22 protein-coding genes and 1 tRNA gene are annotated in these 21,638 nt (G+C 58.6%); 12 read left to right on the top strand and 11 right to left on the bottom strand.

The genetic code is table 11. From position 1 onward, the window contains the following. Positions 1-25 precede the first annotated feature (25 nt). Positions 26-262 carry an acyl carrier protein gene (locus FGZ14_RS11405; protein ID WP_019948606.1) on the bottom strand — a complete coding sequence of 79 codons (237 nt, stop codon included), beginning with the start codon at positions 260-262 and terminating at the stop codon, positions 26-28. A gap of 162 nt (positions 263-424) precedes the next feature. Here FGZ14_RS11405 and FGZ14_RS11410 point away from each other — a divergent pair, with 162 nt between their 5' ends. After that, on the top strand, positions 425-853 hold the full coding sequence (locus FGZ14_RS11410; protein ID WP_180754332.1) for an IPExxxVDY family protein: 429 nt from the start codon (positions 425-427) through the stop codon (positions 851-853). Positions 854-1,013: 160 nt separating this feature from the next. Next, complete coding sequence (gene pyk, locus FGZ14_RS11415; RefSeq protein WP_139924364.1) at positions 1,014-2,453, top strand: pyruvate kinase; 1,440 nt, start codon at positions 1,014-1,016, stop codon at positions 2,451-2,453. A gap of 320 nt (positions 2,454-2,773) precedes the next feature. Here the strand turns inward: pyk and rpsT are convergent, their stop codons facing one another. Both rpsT and FGZ14_RS11425 read right to left on the bottom strand, forming a co-directional pair. Then, positions 2,774-3,031 carry a 30S ribosomal protein S20 gene (gene rpsT / locus FGZ14_RS11420; RefSeq protein WP_073287339.1) on the bottom strand — a complete coding sequence of 86 codons (258 nt, stop codon included), beginning with the start codon at positions 3,029-3,031 and terminating at the stop codon, positions 2,774-2,776. 239 nt (positions 3,032-3,270) lie between these two features. After that, the gene (locus FGZ14_RS11425) at positions 3,271-3,987 is read right to left on the bottom strand and encodes a DUF4142 domain-containing protein (RefSeq protein WP_139924366.1); all 717 of its coding nucleotides are present in this window, start codon (positions 3,985-3,987) and stop codon (positions 3,271-3,273) included. Between the two features lie 254 nt (positions 3,988-4,241). Between FGZ14_RS11425 and FGZ14_RS11430 the strand changes: the two genes are divergently transcribed. Then, on the top strand, positions 4,242-5,228 hold the full coding sequence (locus tag FGZ14_RS11430) for a YheT family hydrolase (protein ID WP_139924368.1): 987 nt from the start codon (positions 4,242-4,244) through the stop codon (positions 5,226-5,228). 139 nt (positions 5,229-5,367) lie between these two features. Here the strand turns inward: FGZ14_RS11430 and rsmG are convergent, their stop codons facing one another. From rsmG to FGZ14_RS11445, 3 genes are all read right to left on the bottom strand, one after another. Further along, positions 5,368-5,991 (bottom strand): 16S rRNA (guanine(527)-N(7))-methyltransferase RsmG, encoded by a 624-nt coding sequence (gene rsmG, locus FGZ14_RS11435; RefSeq protein ID WP_139924370.1) that lies wholly within the window; start codon positions 5,989-5,991, stop codon positions 5,368-5,370. Positions 5,992-6,169: 178 nt separating this feature from the next. Then, the gene (locus FGZ14_RS11440; protein WP_139924372.1) at positions 6,170-6,787 is read right to left on the bottom strand and encodes an RNA polymerase sigma factor; all 618 of its coding nucleotides are present in this window, start codon (positions 6,785-6,787) and stop codon (positions 6,170-6,172) included. Continuing rightward, a complete protein-coding gene (locus FGZ14_RS11445) occupies positions 6,778-7,899 on the bottom strand; it encodes a glycosyltransferase (RefSeq protein ID WP_183402624.1) in 1,122 nt (373 codons plus the stop codon). The genes FGZ14_RS11440 and FGZ14_RS11445 overlap by 10 nt, the downstream gene beginning before the upstream one ends. A 171-nt stretch (positions 7,900-8,070) precedes the next feature. On the opposite strand from FGZ14_RS11445, the gene tgt reads away from it, so the two are divergent. The 3 genes from tgt to FGZ14_RS11460 all read left to right on the top strand — a co-directional run bounded on the left by tgt (position 8,071) and on the right by FGZ14_RS11460 (position 11,565). Beyond that, complete coding sequence (gene tgt, locus FGZ14_RS11450) at positions 8,071-9,201, top strand: tRNA guanosine(34) transglycosylase Tgt (RefSeq protein WP_139924376.1); 1,131 nt, start codon at positions 8,071-8,073, stop codon at positions 9,199-9,201. A gap of 133 nt (positions 9,202-9,334) precedes the next feature. Beyond that, on the top strand, positions 9,335-10,411 hold the full coding sequence (locus FGZ14_RS11455; RefSeq protein WP_139924378.1) for an LptF/LptG family permease: 1,077 nt from the start codon (positions 9,335-9,337) through the stop codon (positions 10,409-10,411). A 218-nt stretch (positions 10,412-10,629) separates the two neighbouring features. Then, a complete protein-coding gene (locus FGZ14_RS11460; protein ID WP_139924380.1) occupies positions 10,630-11,565 on the top strand; it encodes a DMT family transporter in 936 nt (311 codons plus the stop codon). A 180-nt stretch (positions 11,566-11,745) separates the two neighbouring features. Here FGZ14_RS11460 and ispE read toward each other — a convergent pair whose 3' ends face one another. Further along, positions 11,746-12,558 (bottom strand): 4-(cytidine 5'-diphospho)-2-C-methyl-D-erythritol kinase, encoded by an 813-nt coding sequence (gene ispE / locus FGZ14_RS11465; protein WP_139924381.1) that lies wholly within the window; start codon positions 12,556-12,558, stop codon positions 11,746-11,748. Between the two features lie 82 nt (positions 12,559-12,640). Between ispE and FGZ14_RS11470 the strand changes: the two genes are divergently transcribed. From FGZ14_RS11470 to FGZ14_RS11480, 3 genes are all read left to right on the top strand, one after another. Then, complete coding sequence (locus FGZ14_RS11470; protein ID WP_139924383.1) at positions 12,641-13,303, top strand: sugar transferase; 663 nt, start codon at positions 12,641-12,643, stop codon at positions 13,301-13,303. After that, a complete protein-coding gene (locus FGZ14_RS11475) occupies positions 13,300-13,995 on the top strand; it encodes an acetyltransferase (protein ID WP_139924385.1) in 696 nt (231 codons plus the stop codon). Before FGZ14_RS11470 ends, FGZ14_RS11475 begins: the two co-directional genes overlap by 4 nt. Before the next feature lie 97 nt (positions 13,996-14,092). After that, positions 14,093-15,232 (top strand): DegT/DnrJ/EryC1/StrS aminotransferase family protein, encoded by a 1,140-nt coding sequence (locus FGZ14_RS11480; protein WP_139924387.1) that lies wholly within the window; start codon positions 14,093-14,095, stop codon positions 15,230-15,232. A 153-nt stretch (positions 15,233-15,385) separates the two neighbouring features. Here FGZ14_RS11480 and FGZ14_RS11485 read toward each other — a convergent pair whose 3' ends face one another. The 4 genes from FGZ14_RS11485 to atpD form a co-directional block, all read right to left on the bottom strand. Continuing rightward, complete coding sequence (locus tag FGZ14_RS11485; RefSeq protein WP_139924389.1) at positions 15,386-16,507, bottom strand: PLP-dependent aspartate aminotransferase family protein; 1,122 nt, start codon at positions 16,505-16,507, stop codon at positions 15,386-15,388. Between the two features lie 63 nt (positions 16,508-16,570). Continuing rightward, entirely contained in the window at positions 16,571-17,434 is an 864-nt protein-coding gene (locus tag FGZ14_RS11490) for a hypothetical protein (protein WP_139924391.1), read from the bottom strand. A gap of 200 nt (positions 17,435-17,634) precedes the next feature. Further along, on the bottom strand, positions 17,635-17,874 hold the full coding sequence (locus tag FGZ14_RS11495) for a F0F1 ATP synthase subunit epsilon (protein ID WP_110978462.1): 240 nt from the start codon (positions 17,872-17,874) through the stop codon (positions 17,635-17,637). A 98-nt stretch (positions 17,875-17,972) separates the two neighbouring features. Continuing rightward, positions 17,973-19,478 carry a F0F1 ATP synthase subunit beta gene (gene atpD, locus FGZ14_RS11500; RefSeq protein WP_139924393.1) on the bottom strand — a complete coding sequence of 502 codons (1,506 nt, stop codon included), beginning with the start codon at positions 19,476-19,478 and terminating at the stop codon, positions 17,973-17,975. 266 nt (positions 19,479-19,744) lie between these two features. Here atpD and FGZ14_RS11505 point away from each other — a divergent pair. The 3 genes from FGZ14_RS11505 to FGZ14_RS11515 all read left to right on the top strand — a co-directional run bounded on the left by FGZ14_RS11505 (position 19,745) and on the right by FGZ14_RS11515 (position 21,637). Beyond that, a tRNA-Gln gene (locus tag FGZ14_RS11505) sits at positions 19,745-19,817 on the top strand. Between the two features lie 91 nt (positions 19,818-19,908). Next, positions 19,909-20,838 (top strand): ribose-phosphate pyrophosphokinase, encoded by a 930-nt coding sequence (locus FGZ14_RS11510; protein WP_139924395.1) that lies wholly within the window; start codon positions 19,909-19,911, stop codon positions 20,836-20,838. 226 nt (positions 20,839-21,064) lie between these two features. Continuing rightward, positions 21,065-21,637 (top strand): 50S ribosomal protein L25/general stress protein Ctc, encoded by a 573-nt coding sequence (locus FGZ14_RS11515; RefSeq protein WP_139924398.1) that lies wholly within the window; start codon positions 21,065-21,067, stop codon positions 21,635-21,637. The last annotated feature ends 1 nt before the right edge of the window (position 21,638 follow it).

A 21,638-nucleotide genomic window follows, 5' to 3' on the forward strand; every position in this document is an offset into this window, starting at 1 on the left:
ACTACTTACGACCACGTACCTATTACTATTTAGCGTGCTCTTCGAGGTAGCTGATAGCCTGACCCACGGTACCGATATTCTCGGCTTGATCGTCCGGAATCGACACGTTGAATTCTTTTTCGAACTCCATGATGAGCTCAACAGTATCCAGCGAGTCAGCGCCCAGATCGTTCGTGAAGCTAGCCTCCGGAGTAACTTCCGAAGCTTCTACGCCAAGTTTATCAATGATGATGGCCTTTACTTTTTCTGCAATTTCAGACATTTCCGTGGGGGTTTAAGGAAAACTCGGCACAAATAACACCATCTTCGCTAACATTGTCAAACTTCGCCCCCCGTTTCTTCCCGGTATAAGATTATGGCCCGGGGGGTTCCGCGTGGGTACTGCGGTGCCTATTTTTGCGTTTCCTTTCCTTTGCCGCCGCTCATGAAAACCCTCACGCTCGATGTGGACTATGACTGTGAGTTCGACCTGTTCGGGCTGGTTTCCTCTACCCGCGAGCATACGTTGGCCTGGATTCTTAACCGGACGCTGAAGCTGCGCCTGGTAAAGCAGCAGGACCTGATTTATGATCTGTTCAACAAGGGCCGCCTGGTCATCAGCAACTACCTGTATGCTACGGAGCACTACACCCTGCGCCTGCTGCGCAACCGCTCCGTGGATGCCTCGGCCCTGAAGAAACCCTACCTCGCTCCCGATATCAAGGAGTACGACTACCTGCTGCAGGTCAGCAATGGCTCGGGGGCGCTGGCTGCCGAGGAACTGCTGGCCCACCTGACGGCCCTGCCCGAGGTGCAACTGGTAAGCCAATTCAACCCCAATGACCTTAAATTCAAAGAAAATCTGCTTTTTTGAATTTCATATACCAGCTTAGCTCTTGAGCAACCCGAAGGACTTTAGTACGCGGTAAAGGCTTTTTCCTTGAGCCACTGCCGCCTACTAAAGTCCTTTGCGCTGCCTGGCCCACCCCGGCCTCCACTCTGCATTCACGAACCTTTGAACCTAATACTGCATCATGGAATCTCGACCGCACTTTAATAAAACCAAGATAATTGCCACCGTTGGCCCGGCCTCCAACACGTATGAGAAACTTGGTATGCTGATGCGGGAAGGCGTGGACGTGTTCCGCCTGAACTTCTCGCACGGCAGCCACGAAGACCACCTGGCCGTGGTGAATACCGTACGCCGCCTCAACAAGGATATGCGCATGAACGTGGGCCTGCTGCAGGATCTGCAGGGCCCCAAAATCCGGCTGGGAGAAGTAGAAGGCGGCGGAGTAGAAATTAAGCCCGGCGACAAAATCAAGCTGGTGTGCGGCGAAAAGGAAATCAGCACGGCTACCCGCCTGAGCACGATTTACCTGGGCCTGGCGCGCGACGTGAAAGCCGGTGACATGATTCTCATCGACGACGGCAAGATTGAGCTGCGCGTACTGGCTACTGACCGCGACAAGGAAGTAGATGTTGAGGTTATCTACGGGGGCCTCGTGAAGCCGCGTAAAGGCATCAACCTGCCCGACTCGGAGGTTTCGGCCCCGTCGATGACGGAGAAGGACATTGAGGACCTGAAATTTGGGCTGGAAAATGAGGTGGACTGGATTGCCCTTTCCTTTGCCCGCCGGGCCGAGGACATCCGCTTCATCAAAAACTTGATTGCGGAAAGCGGCAAAACGGCCCGCGTCATCGCCAAAATCGAAACGCCCGAAGGCCTGCGCAACCTCGACGAAATCATTGCCCTCACCGATGCCGTAATGGTAGCCCGCGGCGACCTGGGCGTGGAGGTGAAGATGGAGGAAGTGCCGATGGCCCAGAAGCTCATCGTGGAGAAGTGCAACAAGGCCGGCAAACCGGTAATTGTGGCCACCCAGATGATGGAAAGCATGATTACGGCCCCCCGCCCTACCCGTGCCGAAACCAGCGACGTAGCCAACGCCGTTATCGATGGGGCCGATGCCGTGATGCTGTCCGCTGAAACGGCTGTGGGCGCCTACCCCGCCGAGGTAATCCGCTCCATGGTGGGCACCATTACCAGTGTAGAGAGCCGCATGCCCAGCCTCTACCACCACTGGTACCCTATCACGCCCGACTCACCGACCTTCATGGTGGATAGCGTACTTTCGGCGGCCTGCCACCTGGCCAAAAACACCGGGGCCAAAGCCATTACCGGCATGACCCACCGCGGCTACACGGCCTTCCAGATTGCCAAGTACCGGCCCAAAGCCAACATCTTTATCTTCACCGATAACCGCCCCTTGCTTACTACCCTGAGCCTGATTTGGGGGGTGCGCGGCTTCTACTACGACCGCATGGTAAGCACCGACAGCACCGTATCGGACATCAAGTACGCCCTGACTACCACCGGCCACTTGCAGAAAGGCGACGTGTTCATCAACACGGCCTCCATGCCCATCAATGAAAAAGGCAAAACCAACATGGTAAAAGTAAGCGTCGCATAAGCAGCTTACCTCTACCTGAAAAGCCCGCGCTACTTCTGTGGCGCGGGCTTTTTTGTGGGCGGGGCTCCCGGCCCAGAACCGTCTTTCCCGGCCGGCACTCAGCTTTTCATTTGTTATGCGTGAGCAGCAGCCTTTCTATGAGGGTTCAGAGAAGTACCGGGGGTAGGACCTGCGCTTGCTCACGTCGGTTCGGCTCTTCGGGAGGCCCCAGGAGTTGTTTCCTTCCCTATCGGCCTAGCCCAGCCAGGGGCTGAACGCAGTAAGGCCCTGTGCGCAAGCACAGGGCCTTACGTATATAGAGCAGAGCGCCGGTTTACTGCTTAGGCAGCCAGCGACTTCACGAACTTAGCCAGCTTCGACTTATTGTTAGCGGCTTTGTTCTTGTGAATGATGTTCTTCTTAGCCAGACGGTCCAGCATCGACGAAACTTTCTTCAGCAGCTCCTGAGCCGCGGTAGCGTCGGTGGTGCCACGCAGCTTCTTGATAGCCGTGCGGGTAGATTTAGCCTGGTAACGGTTCAGCACGCGCTTAGCTTCGTTGGAACGGATGCGCTTGAGGGCCGACTTATGATTTGCCATGGGGTATGAAAATGGTCTTCTGCTCGAATTCAGTTCAATTGGGGAGTGCAAAGGTAAAGCTTTGATTTGAAATAGCAAATCCTACCCTTAAGGGATTAGTAAAGAGCAAGGGCTCCGGCCGATGGTCAGTGCCTCAATAAGTTAAAGCAAACGGGGCGCGCCGGCTAAGCCAGCGCGCCCCGTTTTTTACCCTCGGCATCCGTGCCGGTATGCGAGGTAGGATTAGCAGCCCATGTAGGCTAGTCAACTTTCTTCTCGATTTCGTTGGCCATTTTCTCGTGGGAGCGCAGCATGGGCAGCGTTTTGGTGGCGAAGGCTTTCACCGTGGGCGTTTCGGCCGCGTTGCTCTTCACCTCAAACATGGCAATGTCCATCTTATGGGCTGTTTCCATGGCGTCCATGTAGTCCTCGTCAAAGGCCTTCCCGGACTTATTCATCAGCTTGTCGGCCATGGCTTGGTGCACGGGCATCATGGTTTGGGGCAGGGTAACGCCCAGCGGGGTAGCTACCGTTTTGAGTTCCTGAGTGGCTTTGGTGTGGTGGTCCACCATCATCTGCCCGAAGCGCTTGACATCCGCGTTGGTCGATTTCTGGGTAGCCAACTGGCCCATCTGAATTTCAAGCAGGTTGCTGCTGGCGGCCGTCATCAGGAAGACGGGGTCTTGCATGGTGGCGAAAGAAGCCATAAAGGCGTTCATATCCGTTGCGCCGCCGGTGGCAGTCGTGCTGTTGGCCCCGCCCGAGCCGCTGATGGCCGCCGTGCCGCTGGTGCCTACCGAGCCGGCGCTGGCAGCGCTGCCCGGCGTGGTGCTCATGTCGGTTCCCATGCTGGAATCCATAGAGCCGCTGCCGGAAGTAGTGCCGGTGCTGGTGCCGGTATTGGTGCTGCTACATGCGGTGCTAAAGGCAAGGGCACCAACCATGAAAAGCTGGGGAATCAGGTTCGTTGTTTTCATTAGAGTAGGAATTAAGTTCAGAGCTACCTTCTACGGCATTTCTCAGAATAAGTACATATTTTATGAGTATTGATAAAGCATTAGGGCTATTCAGCGTCACCAGACGAACTATTTTATCTTCTTATCCAATTTGCTGTTGAGCTAGGAAAAACCTGGTGCAACTGATTTGGCCCGGCTAGTAGTTGTATGCATGCATACGGTTTCCTGCGTATCTTTCTGTACTGGCTCAGGCCTCTGACTTTCCGATTACTGCCATGCCTCTTATTGCGCACTCCCCTTACCAGCCCCCGTTTTACCTCTTCAATGGCCACTTGCAAACCATTGTGCCCAGCCTGTGGCGTACGGTGCCGGAAGTACGCTACCAGCGCGAGCGGGTAGAAACCCCGGACGGCGACTTTCTGGACCTGGACTGGTCGTGCCGGCCTGGGCCCGCGCCCACGGACCGGCTCGGTATTGTGTCGCATGGCCTGGAAGGCGACGCCAGCCGGCCCTACGTGCGCGGCATGGTGCGGGCGCTTAACCAAGCCGGCCTGGACGCCCTGGCCTGGAACTACCGCAGCTGCAGCGGCGAAATGAACCGCCTGCTCCGCTCCTACCACCTCGGCGACACCGACGACCTGGATTTTGTAGTGCGCTACGCCCTGGGCACCGGCCGCTACCGTCGGGTGTACCTCACAGGCTTTTCAGCCGGCGGCAACGTCACACTGAAGTACCTGGGCGAAAATCCGGCGCGGGTTCCCCAGGAAGTGCAGCGCGCCGCAGTTTTCTCGGTGCCCACCGATTTGAAGGCCAGTTCCCACCACATTGCCCGGCTGGAAAACCGCATCTACCTCAACCGCTTTATGAAAACCCTTCGGGCCAAGATGCGGGCGAAAGCTGAATTGCTACCCGGTCAGGTTGATTTAACTGACATTGACTTGCTGCAGGATTTTCCGCAGTTTGATAACCGGTTTACGGCGCCTATGCACGGCTTCAAGTCGGCTGATGAGTACTATGAGCACGCCAGCTCGGGCCGCTACCTTGGCAACATTCAGGTGCCGACCCTGCTGGTAAACGCCCAGAACGACCCGTTCCTGCCTCCCTCCTGCTTTCCGCGCGAGGTAGCCGCCCGCAGCCCCTATGTGTACCTGGAAACGCCTTCCGATGGCGGCCACGTCGGCTTCGGCGAAGGCAGCCCCGACGGTCAGTATTATTCCGAGCGGCGCGCCGTAGAGTTTCTGACCGCCGAGGTGCCCGCGTGAGGCATAACCCAGAATTTTCCCTACCCCCTCTAAACCGCCAAACCCTTGCTTCTGACAAAGAGGCAAGGGTTTAGCAGTGTAGAGAGTGTAGCACATACGTTGGAGGCAGAGTACCCTACCCCCTCATCAGGCACCAAACCTAAGCGTTAAGCACGACTACCACTTTTTTGGTGTCGAAGAACTCCTCGGCGTAGAAATCATTCAGGTCCACTACGTTGGCCGTCAGGCCTGACTCCTCGATTTCTTCGGTCAGGTCGCCGCCTTTGAGGTAGTAGAGGCCACTGCCGGGGGCGGCTGTGGCAGCGGGCTTGTAGCGGTGCTCAATCCAGGTGTAGAAGGTGGCCAGGCTGGCTACGGCGCGACTCACCACGTAGTCGTAGTGCGGGCGTAGCTGCTCGGCGCGGGTCTGTTCGGCCGTGACGTTGGGAAGCTGCAGGGCGTGAGCCATGTCCTGCACCGCCCTGATTTTCTTACCGATGCTATCCACGAGGTGAAACTTCACTTCCGGGAACAGAATGGCCAGCGGCAGACCCGGCAAACCACCACCCGTGCCCACATCCAGCACCGAGGAGCCGGGCGCAAACTCTACCACCTTGGCAATACCCAGGGAGTGCAGGAAGTGGCGCTCGGCGAGGTTATCCACATCGGTGCGGGCTACCAGATTCAGGCGCTCATTCCAGCCCCGAAATTCGCTTTCGAGCTGTTGAAACTGTTGACGCTGCTGGTTGGTGAGGTGTGGGAAATAGTGGTTGATGATGCTCATGGTGGCGCAAAGGTAAAAACGTCTGTCATCCTGAGCCTACGGAGGACCTTGTCAGGTTTGCTCAGCCCCGTACCATACCATCTACTCAGACGTGGCAAGGTCCTTCGCAGGCTCAGGATGACAGATAAGAAATGACAAGCACAAAAAAGCCCCGACCTGCGCCGGGGCTTTTTTGTGCTTAGATGATTTCCTTTTTGTTCTTCACCATGTCATAGAGCAACTCACGGGCGCGGTGCAGCTGGGCTTTCACGGTGCCGAGGGGGGCTTTCAGCTCCTGGGCAATTTCCTCGTAGCTCAGCTCATCAAAGTAGCGCAAAGTCACGAGGCGCTGGTATTTATCGGGCAGCCGGGATACCACGTGCTGCATGATTTCGATTTTCTGGTTTTTGATGGCCGACTCCTGCGGGTTCAGGTTCTGGTCGCGGAAGTCGATGGTGATTTCGTCGCCATTGTCAATCTTGATGGCCGAGTCAATGGACATCGTCTTGATTTTATTCTTGCGAATAAAGTCGATGCAGTTGTTGGTGGCAATGCGGAACAGCCACGTGCTGAAGGCAAACTCCGGGTTGAACTTGTGCAGGTTTTTGAAGGCCTTGGCGAAGGCTTCGATGGTTAGGTCCTCGGCGTCGTCGGGGTTGCGCACCATCTTCAGCACTACGTGGTACACCGGCTTCTTGTAGATCTGCATCAGCTCGGCGTAGGCTTTTTCGTCGCTCTGCTCAACGGCGGCCCGAATCAGCTTGAAGTCGTGCTTGGCTTTGGCAGAGAACTGTTTTTCCTGATTGTTTACTTCCATCGGAGGGTGCGGTAGAGGAACAGTGACATTCCCAGAGCGAGATAATAAAAAAAATACACGGCGTCGAGGACTGGCAGCCACGCGGGGGGTAGCCGGTCCTCGAGCCGACGGCCGAGCTGGTGGTACACGGCCGTCATGGCCAGGGTGCGCACGAGCCACACCGCAGCCAAAGGTACCCAATCGGGGCGGGAAAACAGCAGACCGATTGTCGTGCCGTAGAATAGCAAATTTACGCCAATAAATGTTCCAATCCGAAGACGATCAGACCATCGATACCGACTGCCTGCGGAGAGGTGCCGCCGCTTCTGGCGCCACCACTGGCCCCACGTCTGGGCTGGCTCGCTCAGGGTATGGGCCCCGGCATCGGCTACTACCGCTACCCGGGCGCCCCGGGCCACGGCATCCTGCACCAGCAGGTCGTCGTCGCCGGAAAGGCTGCGGATGTGCGAGGCGAAACCTTTGGTTAGCTGAAAGACCTGCCGGGTGTACCCAAGGTTGCGCCCCACTCCCATGTAAGGGTAGCCGCGCCACGCGAACGACAAATACTGTGCTCCCGTCAGGAAGGTTTCAAAACGAATCAGCTTATTTAGAAAGCCGCTTTCCGCCGCGTACGCCGAATAACCCAGCACCACATCGGCCGGCTTATGGAAGCCCCGCTGCATGTACCTGAGCCACTGATTGGTGGCCGGAATACAGTCGGCATCGGTGAACAGCAGCCGCTCGTGCCGGGCCGTTTTGATGCCCAGTGTCAGGGCGTATTTTTTAGGTGACAGCCCATCAGGCGTGCTCGTGATGGTTACCAGCCGCACGTGGGGGTAGTACTGGGTGAGCTGCTGCACATACAGGTAGGTATCGTCGGTGGAGCGGTCATCGATGATAATCAGCTCGAAGCCGGCGGGGTAGTCTTGCTGCAGCAGCAGGGGTAGCAACCGGCGCAGGTTTTCCAGCTCGTTGCGGGCGCACACGAGAATAGATACCGGCTCGGTATCGGGTCCGTCGGCGGCCTCGGAGGGGCGGCGGGCGAAGGGCAGAAAGTAGTAGGCGGCGTAGAAAAGCTGCACCAGCACGCAGGCCAGCAGCAGCCACAGGGCCGGGGACAGATGGAAAGGCAAGGCAGAACAGATGATTCGGAGTGCAAAAGTAGGCATTCGGGGTAGGGCGAGTACCTTTGCAGGTGTATCAGTTGCCAGTTGTGGGTTGCCGGTTGCCAGTTCGTTCTATCTGAAAAGAAATACTGGCCCACTGGCAACCGGCAACCCGCAACTGGCAACTGACTTCTCTAGATGACCTTCGACCTCGTAGCCAACGACCCGCGTACCAAAGCCCGCGCCGGCGTAGTTCACACCGACCACGGCCCGATTGAAACGCCCATTTTCATGCCCGTGGGCACGGCCGGCACCGTGAAAGCCGTGCAGCAGCGCGACCTGAAAGACGACATTCAGGCCCAGATTATCCTTGGCAATACCTACCACCTCTACCTGCGCCCCGGGCTGGAAGTGCTCAGCAAAGCCGGTGGCCTGCACCAGTTCAACGGCTGGGACCGGCCCATCCTCACCGACTCGGGCGGATACCAGGTGTACTCGTTGTCGGGTACGCGCAAAATCAAGGAAGAGGGTGTGAAGTTTCGCTCCCACATTGATGGCTCGCAGCACCTGTTCTCGCCCGAGGGCGTCATGGACATTCAGCGCACCATCGGGGCCGACATCATCATGGCCTTTGACGAGTGCACGCCCTGGCCCTGCGAGTACAGCTACGCCGCCCGCTCGCTCGACATGACCCACCGCTGGCTCAAGCGCTGCATTCAGCGCTTCGACAGCACCGAGGGTCACTACGGCTACTCCCAGACGCTTTTCCCGATTGTGCAGGGTAGTACCTTCAAGGATTTGCGGGTAAAATCGGCGGAGTTTATTGCCGAGCAGGGCCGCGAAGGCAACGCCATTGGCGGCCTGAGCGTGGGCGAGCCGGCCGAGCTGATGTACGAAATGACCGAGCTGGTCTGCGACATTCTGCCTAAGGACAAGCCGCGTTACCTCATGGGGGTCGGCACGCCGGCCAACATCCTGGAAAACATTGCCCTGGGCGTAGATATGTTCGACTGCGTGATGCCCACCCGCAACGCCCGCAACGGCATGCTGTTTACTACCCAGGGCATTATGAACATTGCCAACAAGAAGTGGGCCGACGACTTCGCACCTATTGACGAGGAGCTGGGCGGCTACGTCAGCACGTTTTACTCCCGCTCCTACGTGCGCCACCTCTTCCACAGCAAGGAAATGCTGGGCCCGCAGATTGCCTCCATCCACAACCTGACCTTCTACCTGTGGCTGGTGAAGCAGGCCCGCCAGCAGATTCTGGCCGGCACTTTCCGGGAGTGGAAAGAGAAGATGGTAAAGCAGGTGATGACACGTTTGTAATGAGTTGCCGGTTGTCAGGTGTCGGTTGCCAGTTTTTGCTGCGGAACACGTTATGCTATTTCCACTACGACGCTGGTATCCCGCTGCGCAAGTGGGCGCCACTGACAACCGGCAACCGGTAACTGACAACTGAATGAAGCTCCTCGACAAATACATTCTCCAGAAGTTTCTCACCGCGTTTTTCTTCACGGTAGTGCTGCTCGTGTCGGTTATATGCGTGATTGATTTCACGGAAAAGAACGACGACTTTCTCAAGCACGACCTGGGCGCCTGGCAAATTGTCTCGGAGTACTACGTGAACCTGTTTCCGTACTTCGCCAACCTGCTCTCCCCCATCACGGTATTTATTGCGGTGGTGTTCGTGACGGCCCAGCTGGCCTCGCGTACCGAGGTGGTAGCTATGCTGGCTTCGGGCATCAGCTTTAAGCGGTTTTTGCTGCCCTACATCATGGGCAGTGCCATTCTGGGGGCCCTCACCATGGCCATGACGGGCTGGCTCATCCCGATTGCCAACAAAACGCGGGTACAGTTCGAGAAGGCCTACATCAAGAACCCCTACCGCTTTGATGCGCGCAACGTGCACATCAAAATCGGGCCGCAGAGCTACGCTTTCATGGAAAGCTACGACAACGTGAACAACGTGGGCTACAAGTTTGCGCTGGAAACCATTGACGGGCAGCTGCTCAAGCGCCGCATGACGGCCGAGGCCATTACCTGGGACTCCACCAAGCGGGCCTGGCGCCTTACGCCCCAGGTGGTGCGCACTTTCAATGGCGAAAAGGAAACCCTGCTGAGCCTGCCCGCCCGCGACACGACCCTGAACCTCTACCCCAAGGACTTCGCCAGCACCTACCGCTTGGCCGAAACCCTGACCCTGCCGGAGCTCAACCGCTACATCAACCAGAAAATAGCCCGCGGCGCCGACGATACGCAGGTGTACCTGAGCGAAAAGTACGAGCGGTTTGCCTACCCCTACGCCATGTTTATCCTGACGGTGATTGGGGTAATTATGAGCGCGCGCAAGAGCCGGGCCGGGGTAGGCGGCCAGATTGCCCTGGGCTTTGTGCTGGCCTTCGTGTTCATCATCTTCGTGATTCTGAGCCGCAACCTGGCGGCCGTAGGCACCCTCTCGCCCCTGCTGGCCGCCTGGGTGCCCAGCATTGTCTTCACTATTATTGGCCTGTTCCTCTACCGCGTGGTACCACGCTAAACCGGGTAAGGGGAAGGCATGAAGTGTTAAAAGACCTGTCATCCTGAGCGGAGCGAAGGACCTTATCACGCCGGAACGAGTCATTGTTACGATTATCGTGCTACAGGGAGAAGGTCCTTCGCAAGCTCAGGAAGACGACCTCTCTACCTCCCTGCCCCACTCCCTCCTACCCCCAACCTTACCCCTTCCTACCCCCACACCCTCCTACCCTCCTACCCTTGCTCAAAGACTACCTTCGCCTGCATTTTATTGTGTTGCTCTGGGGCTTCACGGCCATTCTGGGCAAGCTGATTTCGTTGCCGCCGGTAGAACTGGTGTTCTGGCGGACGCTGCTGGCGGCCACGGGCCTGGCCGGGCTGCTGCTGGTGCGGCGGCAGCCCTGGCAGATTCCGGCCGGCGAGGCGCTGCGCCTGCTGGGCATTGGGGCCCTGGTGGCGACTCACTGGATTACCTTTTTTCTGTCGGCCCGACTTTCCTCGGTGAGTGTGAGCCTGGCCGGCATGGCTACCCTGGCCCTCTGGACCTCCCTGCTGGAGCCCTTACTGCTGTGGCGGCGGGTGCGGCCCTACGAGGTAGGATTGGGCCTGCTGACGATGGTAGGGCTTTACCTGGTGTCGCAGGCCGAGCTGGACCAGCTGCCGGGCTTGCTGGTGGCCGTGGTATCGGCCGGGCTTTCGGCCTTGTTCAGTGTGTTCAACTCCAAACTGGTGCAGCGCCACCCGCCCCTGCGCCTGACGCTGTACGAAATGGCCGGTGCCTGCCTGAGCATCGCGCTGTTTCTGCCCATTTACGGCCGCTATTTCACCGAGGGCCGGGGCGTGCAGCTGGCGCTGTCCGGTTTCGATTGGCTGTGGCTGCTGGTGCTGGCCGGCGTATGCACGGTGTACGCCTTCTCTACCTCGGTGGAGCTGATGAAGCGCATTTCGGCCTTCGTGGTCAACCTCACCATCAACCTGGAGCCGGTGTACGGCATCATCTTGGCGGTGCTGATGTACACGTTTCATATCCCCGGCTTCGGGCAGGAGAAGCTGTCCACGAAGTTTTACATGGGCACGGTCCTGATTCTGCTCAGCGTGCTCATTCACCCCGTTATCGACCAATGGAACCGCCGCCGCATCCGCAAAAAAGAAGCGGCTGATGTGCTGGTAGGGTAAGAGGTGAATTATTGTCATGGCAAGCAGCGCGAAGCCATCCGTCCTGACCCGCGTGCTACCCCCCCCCTGCAATGTGACAAGCCCTTAACGACTGTGCCAGCGTCAAGGGCTTGTCTGTTTATCAGGCTGGTCACGGAGGAGAGGAAAGATGGCGTCGTCCTGCGTCCTCGCCATGACACGTCACAGCCGTCCGTTCCAGACTTGGTACGCCGCCGGAAGCTCCAGCGCTGGGGGCTGCTCCAGACCCGGAAACAACCCGTATACCGCCGAGCCGGAGCCCGACAGACTGGCGTACGTGGCGCCGGCGGCGTAGAGCTGCTCCTTAATTTCGCCGAGCACCGGGTAGTAAGGCGTCAGCGCGTCCTCAAAGTCGTTGCTGACAGTATCACGCCATGTTTCCAGGGGCCGGGCCAGGGCCGCGCGTAAGTCGTGGCGCGGAGCACGGGGGCTGACGCACGAATAGGCCTCGGCCGTGCTGATGTGCAGGCCCGGGTAGATGACTTTGCAGGCGGTGCCCGTTAGGTTGAGGGGGATGTCTTCGAACACGTCGCCCTTCTCGTAGGCAAAAACCGGCTTGTTCCGAATGAAGAAGGCACAGTCGGAGCCCAGGCGGCGGGCATAGGTTTCGAGCGTTTCGGGGGGTAGGCCCAGGCCAAACAAGTCGTTGAGAGCCCGCAAGGCAAAAGCTGCGTCGCCGGAGCCCCCGCCCAACCCGGCCCCGATGGGCACTACTTTGTGCAGGTGCAGCTGCACCGGCGGCAGGTTGAAATCGGCCTTCAGCAGCTCGTAGGCCCGCAGACAGAGGTTGGTAGTCGGCTCGCCCGGAATCGGGATACCGGTGAGGCTTAGCGTTGTCTCGGTGGCAGGCAGCACCTCCAGCGCGTCGGTCCAGGGCAGCGGCAAAAACACCGATTCGAGGTTGCGGAAGCCGTCGGGGCGCTGGCCCGTGATGTAGAGCCCGAGGTTGAGCTTGGCGTTGGGGAAAACAAGCATACGTTGCGCGGAATGAAGCGCAAGCTAAGCCGCCGGCCGCCGAAGTCAAACCGGCCGGGTATTTCCGCCTATTTTTGGGGCCATGAGCGCCCCCGCATCTTCCTCCTGGTACGTCCGTCGCGGAAAGCGGCTGCTGGATGTTGCGCTGGCGGCTCCGGCGCTGCTGCTGGCCGTGCCCCTGCTCCTACCCCTGGCGCTGGCCTTAAGCCTTCAGAACCGCGGGGCCTGGCTGTTTCGGCAGCGGCGGCCGGGTTTGCACGGGCGGCTGTTCACGTTCTACAAGCTTCAAACCATGACCTCCCGGCGCGACGCCCACGGCCACCTCTTGCCCGATGCCGACCGCCTACCCCCCCTGGGCCGCTGGATCCGGGCCACCTCCCTCGACGAGCTGCCCCAGCTCTGGAACGTGCTGCGCGGCGACCTCAGTCTGGTGGGCCCTCGGCCGCTGCTGGAGCAATACCTGCCGCTGTACTCACCGGAGCAGGCCCGTCGCCATGAGGTGCGGCCCGGCATCACCGGCTGGGCCCAGGTAAATGGCCGCAACGCCATCAGCTGGGAGCAGAAGTTTGCGCTGGATGTGTGGTACGTGGATCATCTGTCGTTTGGGCTGGATCTGCGCATTCTGGCGCTAACTGTTGGGCGGGTGCTGGGCTCTCACGATATTTCCGCCCCCGGCCAGGCCACCACCACTGCTTTTACTGGTACGCCCTCCGCCTCTTCCGATCAACTGCCACCCCTTGCATGAGTTACGCCCCCGCCCTCCCCAATCCGGCTCTTGCGCCGCTTCCTATCCTGGTTATTGTGGGCGCCGGGGGGCTGGGCCGCGAGGTGCTGATGCTGGCCCGTCAAATCAACGAGGCCTCACCCACCTGGGAAATAGCCGGCTTCTACGATGACCGCTCCCCCGCAACGCCTACCCTCCAGGGCCTACCCTACCTGGGCACCACTGAAGACCTCAGGGCGCAGCCTGAGCCCCGGCACGTAGTAGTAGCCGTGGGCAACAGCCACAGCCGGACCGCTATTGTGGAGCGCCTGACGGCCCCGCACCTCACGTTTGCCTCTCTGGTGCACCCGGGAGTAGCCCTGGCAGCCTACCAGCAAGTGCAGGTTGGCGAGGGCAGCATTATCTGTCAGGGCTGCATTCTTACCTGCGATATTACCCTGGGCCGACATGTTCTGCTGAACCTGGGCTGCACCATCGGGCACGATGCCGTGCTGGAAGACTTCTGCTCCCTGATGCCCCATGCCAATGTGGGTGGCGAGGCCCACCTCGAAGCCGGCGTGTACCTGGGCACGAATGCCACGGTTATCAACCAGGTGCGGGTGGGTACCGGCGCCATTCTCGGGGCCGGGGCTGTGGCGGTCCGCTCGCTGCCTGCGCACTCCACGGCCGTAGGGGTACCGGCGCAGGTGCTCAAAATCAGAAATGGGCAATAAGCCCATGTCCCGCAAATTTTTCCCTTCTTTCCTGCCGCTACCTGCCAGTTGGTCGCTTTAGCCTCCACCCGTTTTCGCTTTCATCTCTGCTTCCTCCATGCGCAGCCAGGACTACGACCGACTGTATCTTTCCCCTCCTCACCTCGGCCGCCACGAGCTTAACTACCTGCACAAAGCCATTGAGGACAACTGGGTAGCGCCGGCCGGCCCAAACCTGGACGGTTTTGAGCGCGACATCTGCGAGTTTACCGGTGCCCGGCACTGCGTAGCCCTTACGTCTGGCACGGCCGCCATCCATCTGGGTCTGCGGCTGCTAGGTGTGGGCCCCGGCGACGAAGTACTCTGCCCCTCGTTCACCTTTGTGGCTACGGCCAACCCCATTGTGTACTTGGGCGCTACCCCTATTTTTATTGACAGCGAGGACGAAACCTGGAATCTGTGCCCCGAGCGGCTGCGTGAGGCCTTGGCGGAGCGGCAGCACCAGGGCCGGCGGCCCAAAGCCCTGATTCTGGTACACCTCTACGGTATGCCCGCCAAGCTGCGCGAAATCCGGGACGTAGCGGCCGAGTTCGGGGTGCCCATTCTGGAGGATGCCGCTGAGGCCCTGGGCGCCCGGTACAAGGGTCAGCCGCTCGGTACCTTCGGCGACGTCGGTGTTTTCTCCTTCAACGGCAACAAAATCCTGACGACCAGCGGCGGTGGTGCCTTGGTTACGAATGACCCTGAATGGGCCCGCAAAGCCCGCTTCTGGGCCACCCAGGCCAAGGACGATGCCCCATACTATCAGCACTCGGAGCTGGGCTACAATTACCGCCTGAGCAACCTGCTGGCCGGGATTGGTCGGGGACAGATGGAACTGCTGGAGGATCGGGTAAAGAAGCGTCGCGAGATTTTCGCGTGGTATCAGAAGCACCTAGCCGGTGTCCCGGGCTTAAGCTTCGGCCCGACGGAACCCACTGGAGTCCGCTCCAATCGGTGGCTGACCACTATCCTGCTCAACCCCACCGAAACCACAGTCACGCCGGAGCAGCTGCGCCAGCACCTGGAAACGCACAACATCGAGAGCCGTCCGCTCTGGAAGCCCTTGCATCTGCAGCCGCTCTTCGCCGCTACCCCCTGCTTTGGCGGCAAGGTGTGCGAGCATTTATTTACCCAGGGCCTGTGCCTGCCTTCGGGCTCAGCCATGACCGAAACTGACCTGCGGCGAGTAGCAGAAGCCATTCGGGAGCTATTTTAAGCCCTCCGATCGGCACATAGGCGCGCCTTGTAGTACATAAAGTTCATTCGGCAGTATAAAACGCACAAATCACGGCGGATTCAGTACAACGACAGAGCGGGTAGTACATTCCCAGTAGCTACTGCCCGCTCTGCCGTTGCCCCCTGTGCAGATTTATTTTAGCGCCTGCTCTAAGTCCTGCAGCAGTTCCTCTACCGGCTCAATTCCTACCGACAACCGCACCAAGCCGGTGCTGATACCCAACTCGTCCTGCTGCTCCGCTGTAAGGTAGCGGTGCGATGTTGCCAGCGGGTAGGACAGCGAAGAATCGACGCCGGCCAAGGAAGGAGCGAACGGAAACCGCTGTGTGCGGCGCATAAACTGGTTTACTACCTCCGCATCATCAGCCAACAGCACCGACATCATGCCACCGAACAGGCCGCTTCCCTGCTCTCGGGCCAGCGTGTGCTGCGGATGATCGGGCAGGCCGGGGTAGTACACGGCCCGCACAGAGGGCTGCGCACTGAGGAATTGGGCTACTGCCAGGGCGTTGTGGCTGTGCTCCCGCACCCGCAGCCGCAAGGTTTTCAGCCCGCGCACGGCCAGCCAGCTTTCCATGGGGCTCAGGGTCAGGCCGTAGAACACACCTATCTGCTTGAGGCGGGCGGCCGTTTCCTCATCCTTCGCTACCACTACCCCCGCCGTGACGTCCGAATGGCCGGCAATGTACTTCGTCACGCTGTGCAGCACTATGTCGGCGCCCAGTTCTAGGGGGCGTGTCAGAACAGGAGTAGCAAACGTGTTATCTACCACCAGCTTTAGCCCGTGCTGGTGACATTCCGCCGCCAGCCGCCGCAAATCGGCTACGCGCAGCAGAGGGTTGCTCATGGTTTCAGCCAGCAGCAGCCGGGTGGTGGGCCGCACAAGCTGACCCAGGGAGTACAGCTGCTCAAACGGCACATAGGTCACGGTAATGCCCAGCCGGCTCAGCTCCTGGTCCAGCAGCGACGAGGAGCCGCCGTATATATCGGCCGCACACAGCACATGGTCGCCGGCCTGGCAGCAGGCCAGCAGGGCCGCAAAAATGGCGGCCATACCCGAGCCCGTTGCTACCGCTCCGGCCCCGCCTTCCAGCCGGTTCACGGCCGCGGCCAACTCATCGGAATTGGGGTTACCGTTGCGTGAGTAGAGGTAGCGGCTCCCCGGCTCCCCGAAATACTGCTCTACTTCGTTCAGGTCTTCAAACTTGAAAACCGAAGTTTGATAAATCGGGGTGATTTTGGGGTGGATGTGCATGGGTGGAAAGTCAGGGAAAGCGGCAAAACAAAGGCAAATTACGGCGTGTGTCGCAACCGGACACTATTTCATTTTGCGCACTTCCTTGCCCAGGTCGGCCGCCGCCGGGCGCCCGGCGAGTAGCTTCTGCAACGAAGCCAGGTACTGCTGTGCTTCGGCTTTGCGGTTCGTGTTAATGGCTAGGCGGGTAAGGTTGGAGAGTCTGCCAGTCGTTGGGGCGGCGGCTGTTGGCCTGCTGAAACAGCGGGCTTTGTCGGGCTGCTGTTGCAGGCTGTAATACATGCCCAGGTTAAAGGGCCCGAGCGAACTTTCCGGGTAGTACTGGTTGATCAGCTCGGCCAGCCGGCGGGCTACTTCCGCATCCGCAGGCGTATTTGCCTGCCAGTAAGGCAGCATATACTCTTCCAGACTTTCGGGCAGAAAAACGGTTTCCGGGGCTGGCAAAGCCTTGCCTTCGCTCCAGCGCCAAGGCTTACCGCTGGCTTTATGGTCGGCCAAGGTAGCCGCCAGCACAGCTACTTCGCGGTCTGGCTCGTGGGTTAGCTCATAGGTCTTGGCCAAGCCAAACCGCATATCCAGCCGCTCTGGCGCCAGCTGAATACCCTCGCGCAGGGTAGCGCGGGCAGCTTCGAGCAGCTGTGGTTCATAGCCTTCGTTGATAGAGCCAGCCGGTTTGCCATCTTTTTGTTGAATGGCTACCCCCCGTCCGGTTGCTTGGCTCGTGCTTACCTCCACCCGGTAGGCCTTTCGCAGCAAGTAATTGAACCGGGCTACAAAAAGGTCGGGGTTCTGGGGCTCTTTTCGTTGCCAGGCAGCCAGCACTTTGCGCACCTTGGCTGTATCCTGGGTCCGCATGGCCCGTCGGTAATCAATCTGAAACGTCTGGGCAAAGCCCGAACCGGCCGCCAGCAGCAGGCCAATCCACAATAAAAGGAATACGCATAGCAACCGAACAATAAATCAGCAGAAGATGCCGCAAGCTACACCGGTTGCCGGGTTTTTCATTGGCTCCGGCTACCCCTGGCAAACCGCCTGACCCAAGCATTTTCAACTTGCCTATTACACGCAAAAAGCCCCGTGCCTGCGAGAGCAGACACGGGGCTTGGCAAGCTAGGTTTGTGAAGAAGTTACGCCGAAGCGCCTTCCGCCAACACAATAACGTTGTTGCGGAGCACTTCTACTACCCCGCCTTCAATGCGGAAGCTGGTAGCGCCACCGTTCAGCACGATGTCGCCGGCCTGCAGTGCCGAAATCAGTGGAGCGTGGTTGTTGAGAACCTCAAACAGGCCATCAGCACCCGGAAACCGGGCCGATGTAACCTCGCCTTCAAACACCTTGCGGTCGGGCGTGATGATTTCCAGATGCATATTCTTTGAGCTATTAGCTATTGGCTGTTAGCTATTAGCTGCTTGCTATAGCCCGGAGGCTAACAGCTAACAGCCAATAGCTAACAGCTCAAAAGAAATTACTTGGCTTCCGCCATCAGCTTCTCGCCCTTCACCACAGCATCCTCAATGGTGCCTACCAGGTTGAAAGCCGCCTCGGGCAGGTGGTCGTACTTGCCGTCGATGATTTCGTTGAAGCCTTTGATGGTGTCTTTGATGTCAACCAGAACGCCTTTCAGGCCGGTGAACTGCTCAGCTACGTGGAAGGGCTGCGACAGGAAGCGCTGCACACGGCGGGCGCGGGTTACCGTCAGCTTGTCTTCCTCCGAGAGTTCGTCCATACCCAGAATGGCGATGATGTCCTGCAGCTCTTTGTAGCGCTGCAGAATCTCTTTCACGCGCTGGGCGGTGCCGTAGTGCTCCTGACCGATAACGGCCGGGTCCAGAATGCGCGAGGTGGAGTCCAGGGGGTCCACGGCGGGGTAGATGCCCAGCTCGGCAATCTTACGGCTCAGTACGGTGGTAGCGTCCAAGTGGGCGAAGGTCGTAGCCGGCGCCGGGTCAGTCAAGTCGTCGGCAGGTACATATACAGCCTGTACCGACGTGATAGAACCACGCTTGGTAGAGGTGATACGCTCCTGCATGGCACCCATTTCGGTAGCCAGCGTGGGCTGGTAACCTACGGCCGAAGGCATACGGCCCAGCAGAGCCGACACTTCCGAACCCGCCTGAGTGAAGCGGAAGATGTTGTCGATGAAGAACAGGATGTCACGACCGGCACCGGTGCCGTCGCCGTCGCGGAAGCTTTCAGCAACCGTCAGACCCGACAGGGCTACGCGGGCACGGGCTCCGGGGGGCTCGTTCATCTGGCCGAACACGAGGGTAGCCTTCGAGTCTTTCAGGGCTTCGGCATCCACTTTCGTGAGGTCCCAGCCGCCTTCTTCCATCGAGTGCTTGAAGCCTTCGCCGTACTTAATTACGTCCGACTCCAGGAATTCGCGCAGCAGGTCATTGCCTTCGCGGGTACGCTCACCCACGCCAGCAAATACCGACAGACCACCGTAGGCCTTGGCGATATTGTTTACCAGCTCCATGATCAGTACGGTTTTGCCTACTCCGGCACCACCGAACAAACCAATTTTACCACCCTTTACATAGGGTTCGAGCAGGTCAATTACTTTGATACCCGTGAACAGCACTTCCGACGACGTAGCGAGGTCTTCGAAAGCGGGGGCGCCGCGGTGAATGGGCAGGCCGCCGTCGCTCTGGGGCTGGGCGATGCCGTCGATGGCATGGCCAATAACGTTAAACAGACGGCCGCGCACACCTTCGCCGGTGGGCATGGTAATGGGCGAGCCCAGGTCACGAACTTCAGCGCCGCGGGTCAGGCCCTCGGTCGAGTCCATGGCGATGGTGCGCACACGGTCTTCGCCCAGGTGCTGCTGGCACTCCAGCAGAACTTTTTGGCCGTTGTCTTTCGTGACTTCGAGGGCGTCGAGAATGTTGGGAAGCTTAGAGCCTTCACCCGCGAAGCTCACGTCCACGACGGGACCGATAACCTGGGTGATTTTGCCGGTATTCGCCATTGCTTTTTATATAAGAGGATGGGTGCAACGTTTCAGGACGCAAAAGTACGGCTTAATCCCGGCATTGCCAAAGCCCCTCCGAACCCGGCTCCGTCAACTTTTTTTTCATAAGCTGAAGACCTGAAAATCAGCTTAGAAAGCCCGGCCGCACCCTTTTTGTGAGGTAGGCACCCGAAAAATTTTTACCGGGAAATTTGCCTTGAATAAAAGCTGCCGTACATTTGCACAACCAAACGGCATACTTACACCGGTAGCCGCCTGGAAATTGTCCGATGGTGTAACTGGCAACACGCTTGATTTTGATTCAAGAAAGTCCAGGTTCGAGCCCTGGTCGGACAACCGACAACCCAACGCGAAAGGCGCTGATTCTTCCTAATCCGGAAGAGTCAGCGCCTTTCGCTTTTTATTTCCCCCTCCACCTACCCCTTTCATGTCACAGCAGGTAAAAATCTTTGCGGGCAATGCCTCCCGCGAACTGGGTCAGCAGATTGCCGCCGCCTACGGCACCCAGCTCGGCGACCTCAGCATTCAGCGCTTTGCCGATACGGAGCTCGGTCCTAGTTTCAACGAAAGCATCCGGGGCTGCGCCGTGTTCCTGATTCAGAGCACCAACCCGCCCGCCGAAAACCTGATGGAGCTGGCCCTGATGGTGGACGCCGCCAAGCGTGCCTCTGCTTATAAGGTGAACATTGTAATGCCCTACATGGGCTACGCGCGCCAAGACCGCAAAGACAAGCCACGCGTGAGCATTGGGGCCAAAGTAGTGGCCAACATGATCCAGAGCGTAGGCGCTGACCGCATGATGACCTGCGACCTGCACGCCGGCCAAATTCAGGGCTTCTTTGATATTCCGGTCGATCATCTGGATGGGGCTACTGTGACGGCTCCTTATATCAAGTCACTGAACCTCGATAATCTGATTTTCGCTTCGCCCGACGTAGGGGGGGTAGTACGCACCCGGGCCTTCGCCAAGAAGTTCGGGGCCGAAATTGTGGTCTGCGACAAAATGCGTCTGCGGGCCAACGAAATTGCCTCCATGCAGGTAATCGGCGACGTGACAGGCATGAACGTGGTGCTCGTGGACGACATCGTGGACACGGCCGGCACCATCTGTAAAGCCGCCGAGCTGCTGATGGAGCGCGGGGCCAAGTCAGTACGAGCTGTTATTACCCACGGGGTGCTGAGCGGCCCGGCTCACGAACGGATTCGGAACTCGGCGCTGGAAGAGCTGGTGATTACCGACACGCTGCCTTTGAAAGAAGAAAACCCCAAAATCAAGGTAATTTCCGTGGCTGGCTTGTTTGCCCAGGCTATCCGCAACGTGGTAACCCACGAGTCCATCAGCTCACTGTTTATTTAAGAAGAGCCCTTTCTTGTCATCCTGAGCTTAAGCGAAGGACCTCTACTGAGGGTAACTGCTACCCCCTAACAGAAGCGGTAGAAGTCCTTCGCTTAGGCTCAGGATGACAAGCGGCGGGAATGGGCTACCCATTACTCAAGCTTTCAACTCCCAAACAATCCGCTTATCTTTGCGGCCCGTTTGCCTGCTGTGGGTAAGCGTTTTTATCTTTCAAAGAACACGTTTTATGAAAAGCCTCGAGATTGTAGGGTTTAAAAGAGCGAATCTCGGTAAGAAGGATGCCAAGGCCCTGCGCCTGGACTCCTACGTACCTTGCGTACTGTACGGCGGTGCTGAACAAGTACACTTCTCGGCTCCGGCCATTCTGTTCCGCGAGCTGCTGTACACCCCCGAGGTGCACATCGTGGAGCTGAACATTGAAGGCGACATCCGCCGCGCTATCGTGCAGGACGCCCAGTTCCACCCCGTGAACGAAATGCTGCTGCACGTTGACTTCCTGGAGCTGCAGGAAGGCAAAGAAGTAAAAATGGAAGTGCCCGTGAAATACGTTGGCACCTCGCCCGGCGTTCAGCAGGGTGGCAAGCTGGTAAGCAAGCTGCGCAAGCTGAAAGTAAAGGCTACCCCCGAAAACCTCCCCGATTTCGTAGAGGTAAACATTTCGGACCTGGGCCTGGGCAAGTCGATCAAAGTGAACAAGGTAGAAGCCCAAGGCTACACCATCCTCACCAACCCGCTGGCTCCTATTGCTACCGTGACCATTCCGCGTGGTCTGCGTGGCACGCTGCAGGCTGAGAAATAGT

The sequence above is a fragment of the Hymenobacter sp. DG01 genome, assembly GCF_006352025.1.
In the GTDB taxonomy this organism is placed as follows: domain Bacteria; phylum Bacteroidota; class Bacteroidia; order Cytophagales; family Hymenobacteraceae; genus Hymenobacter.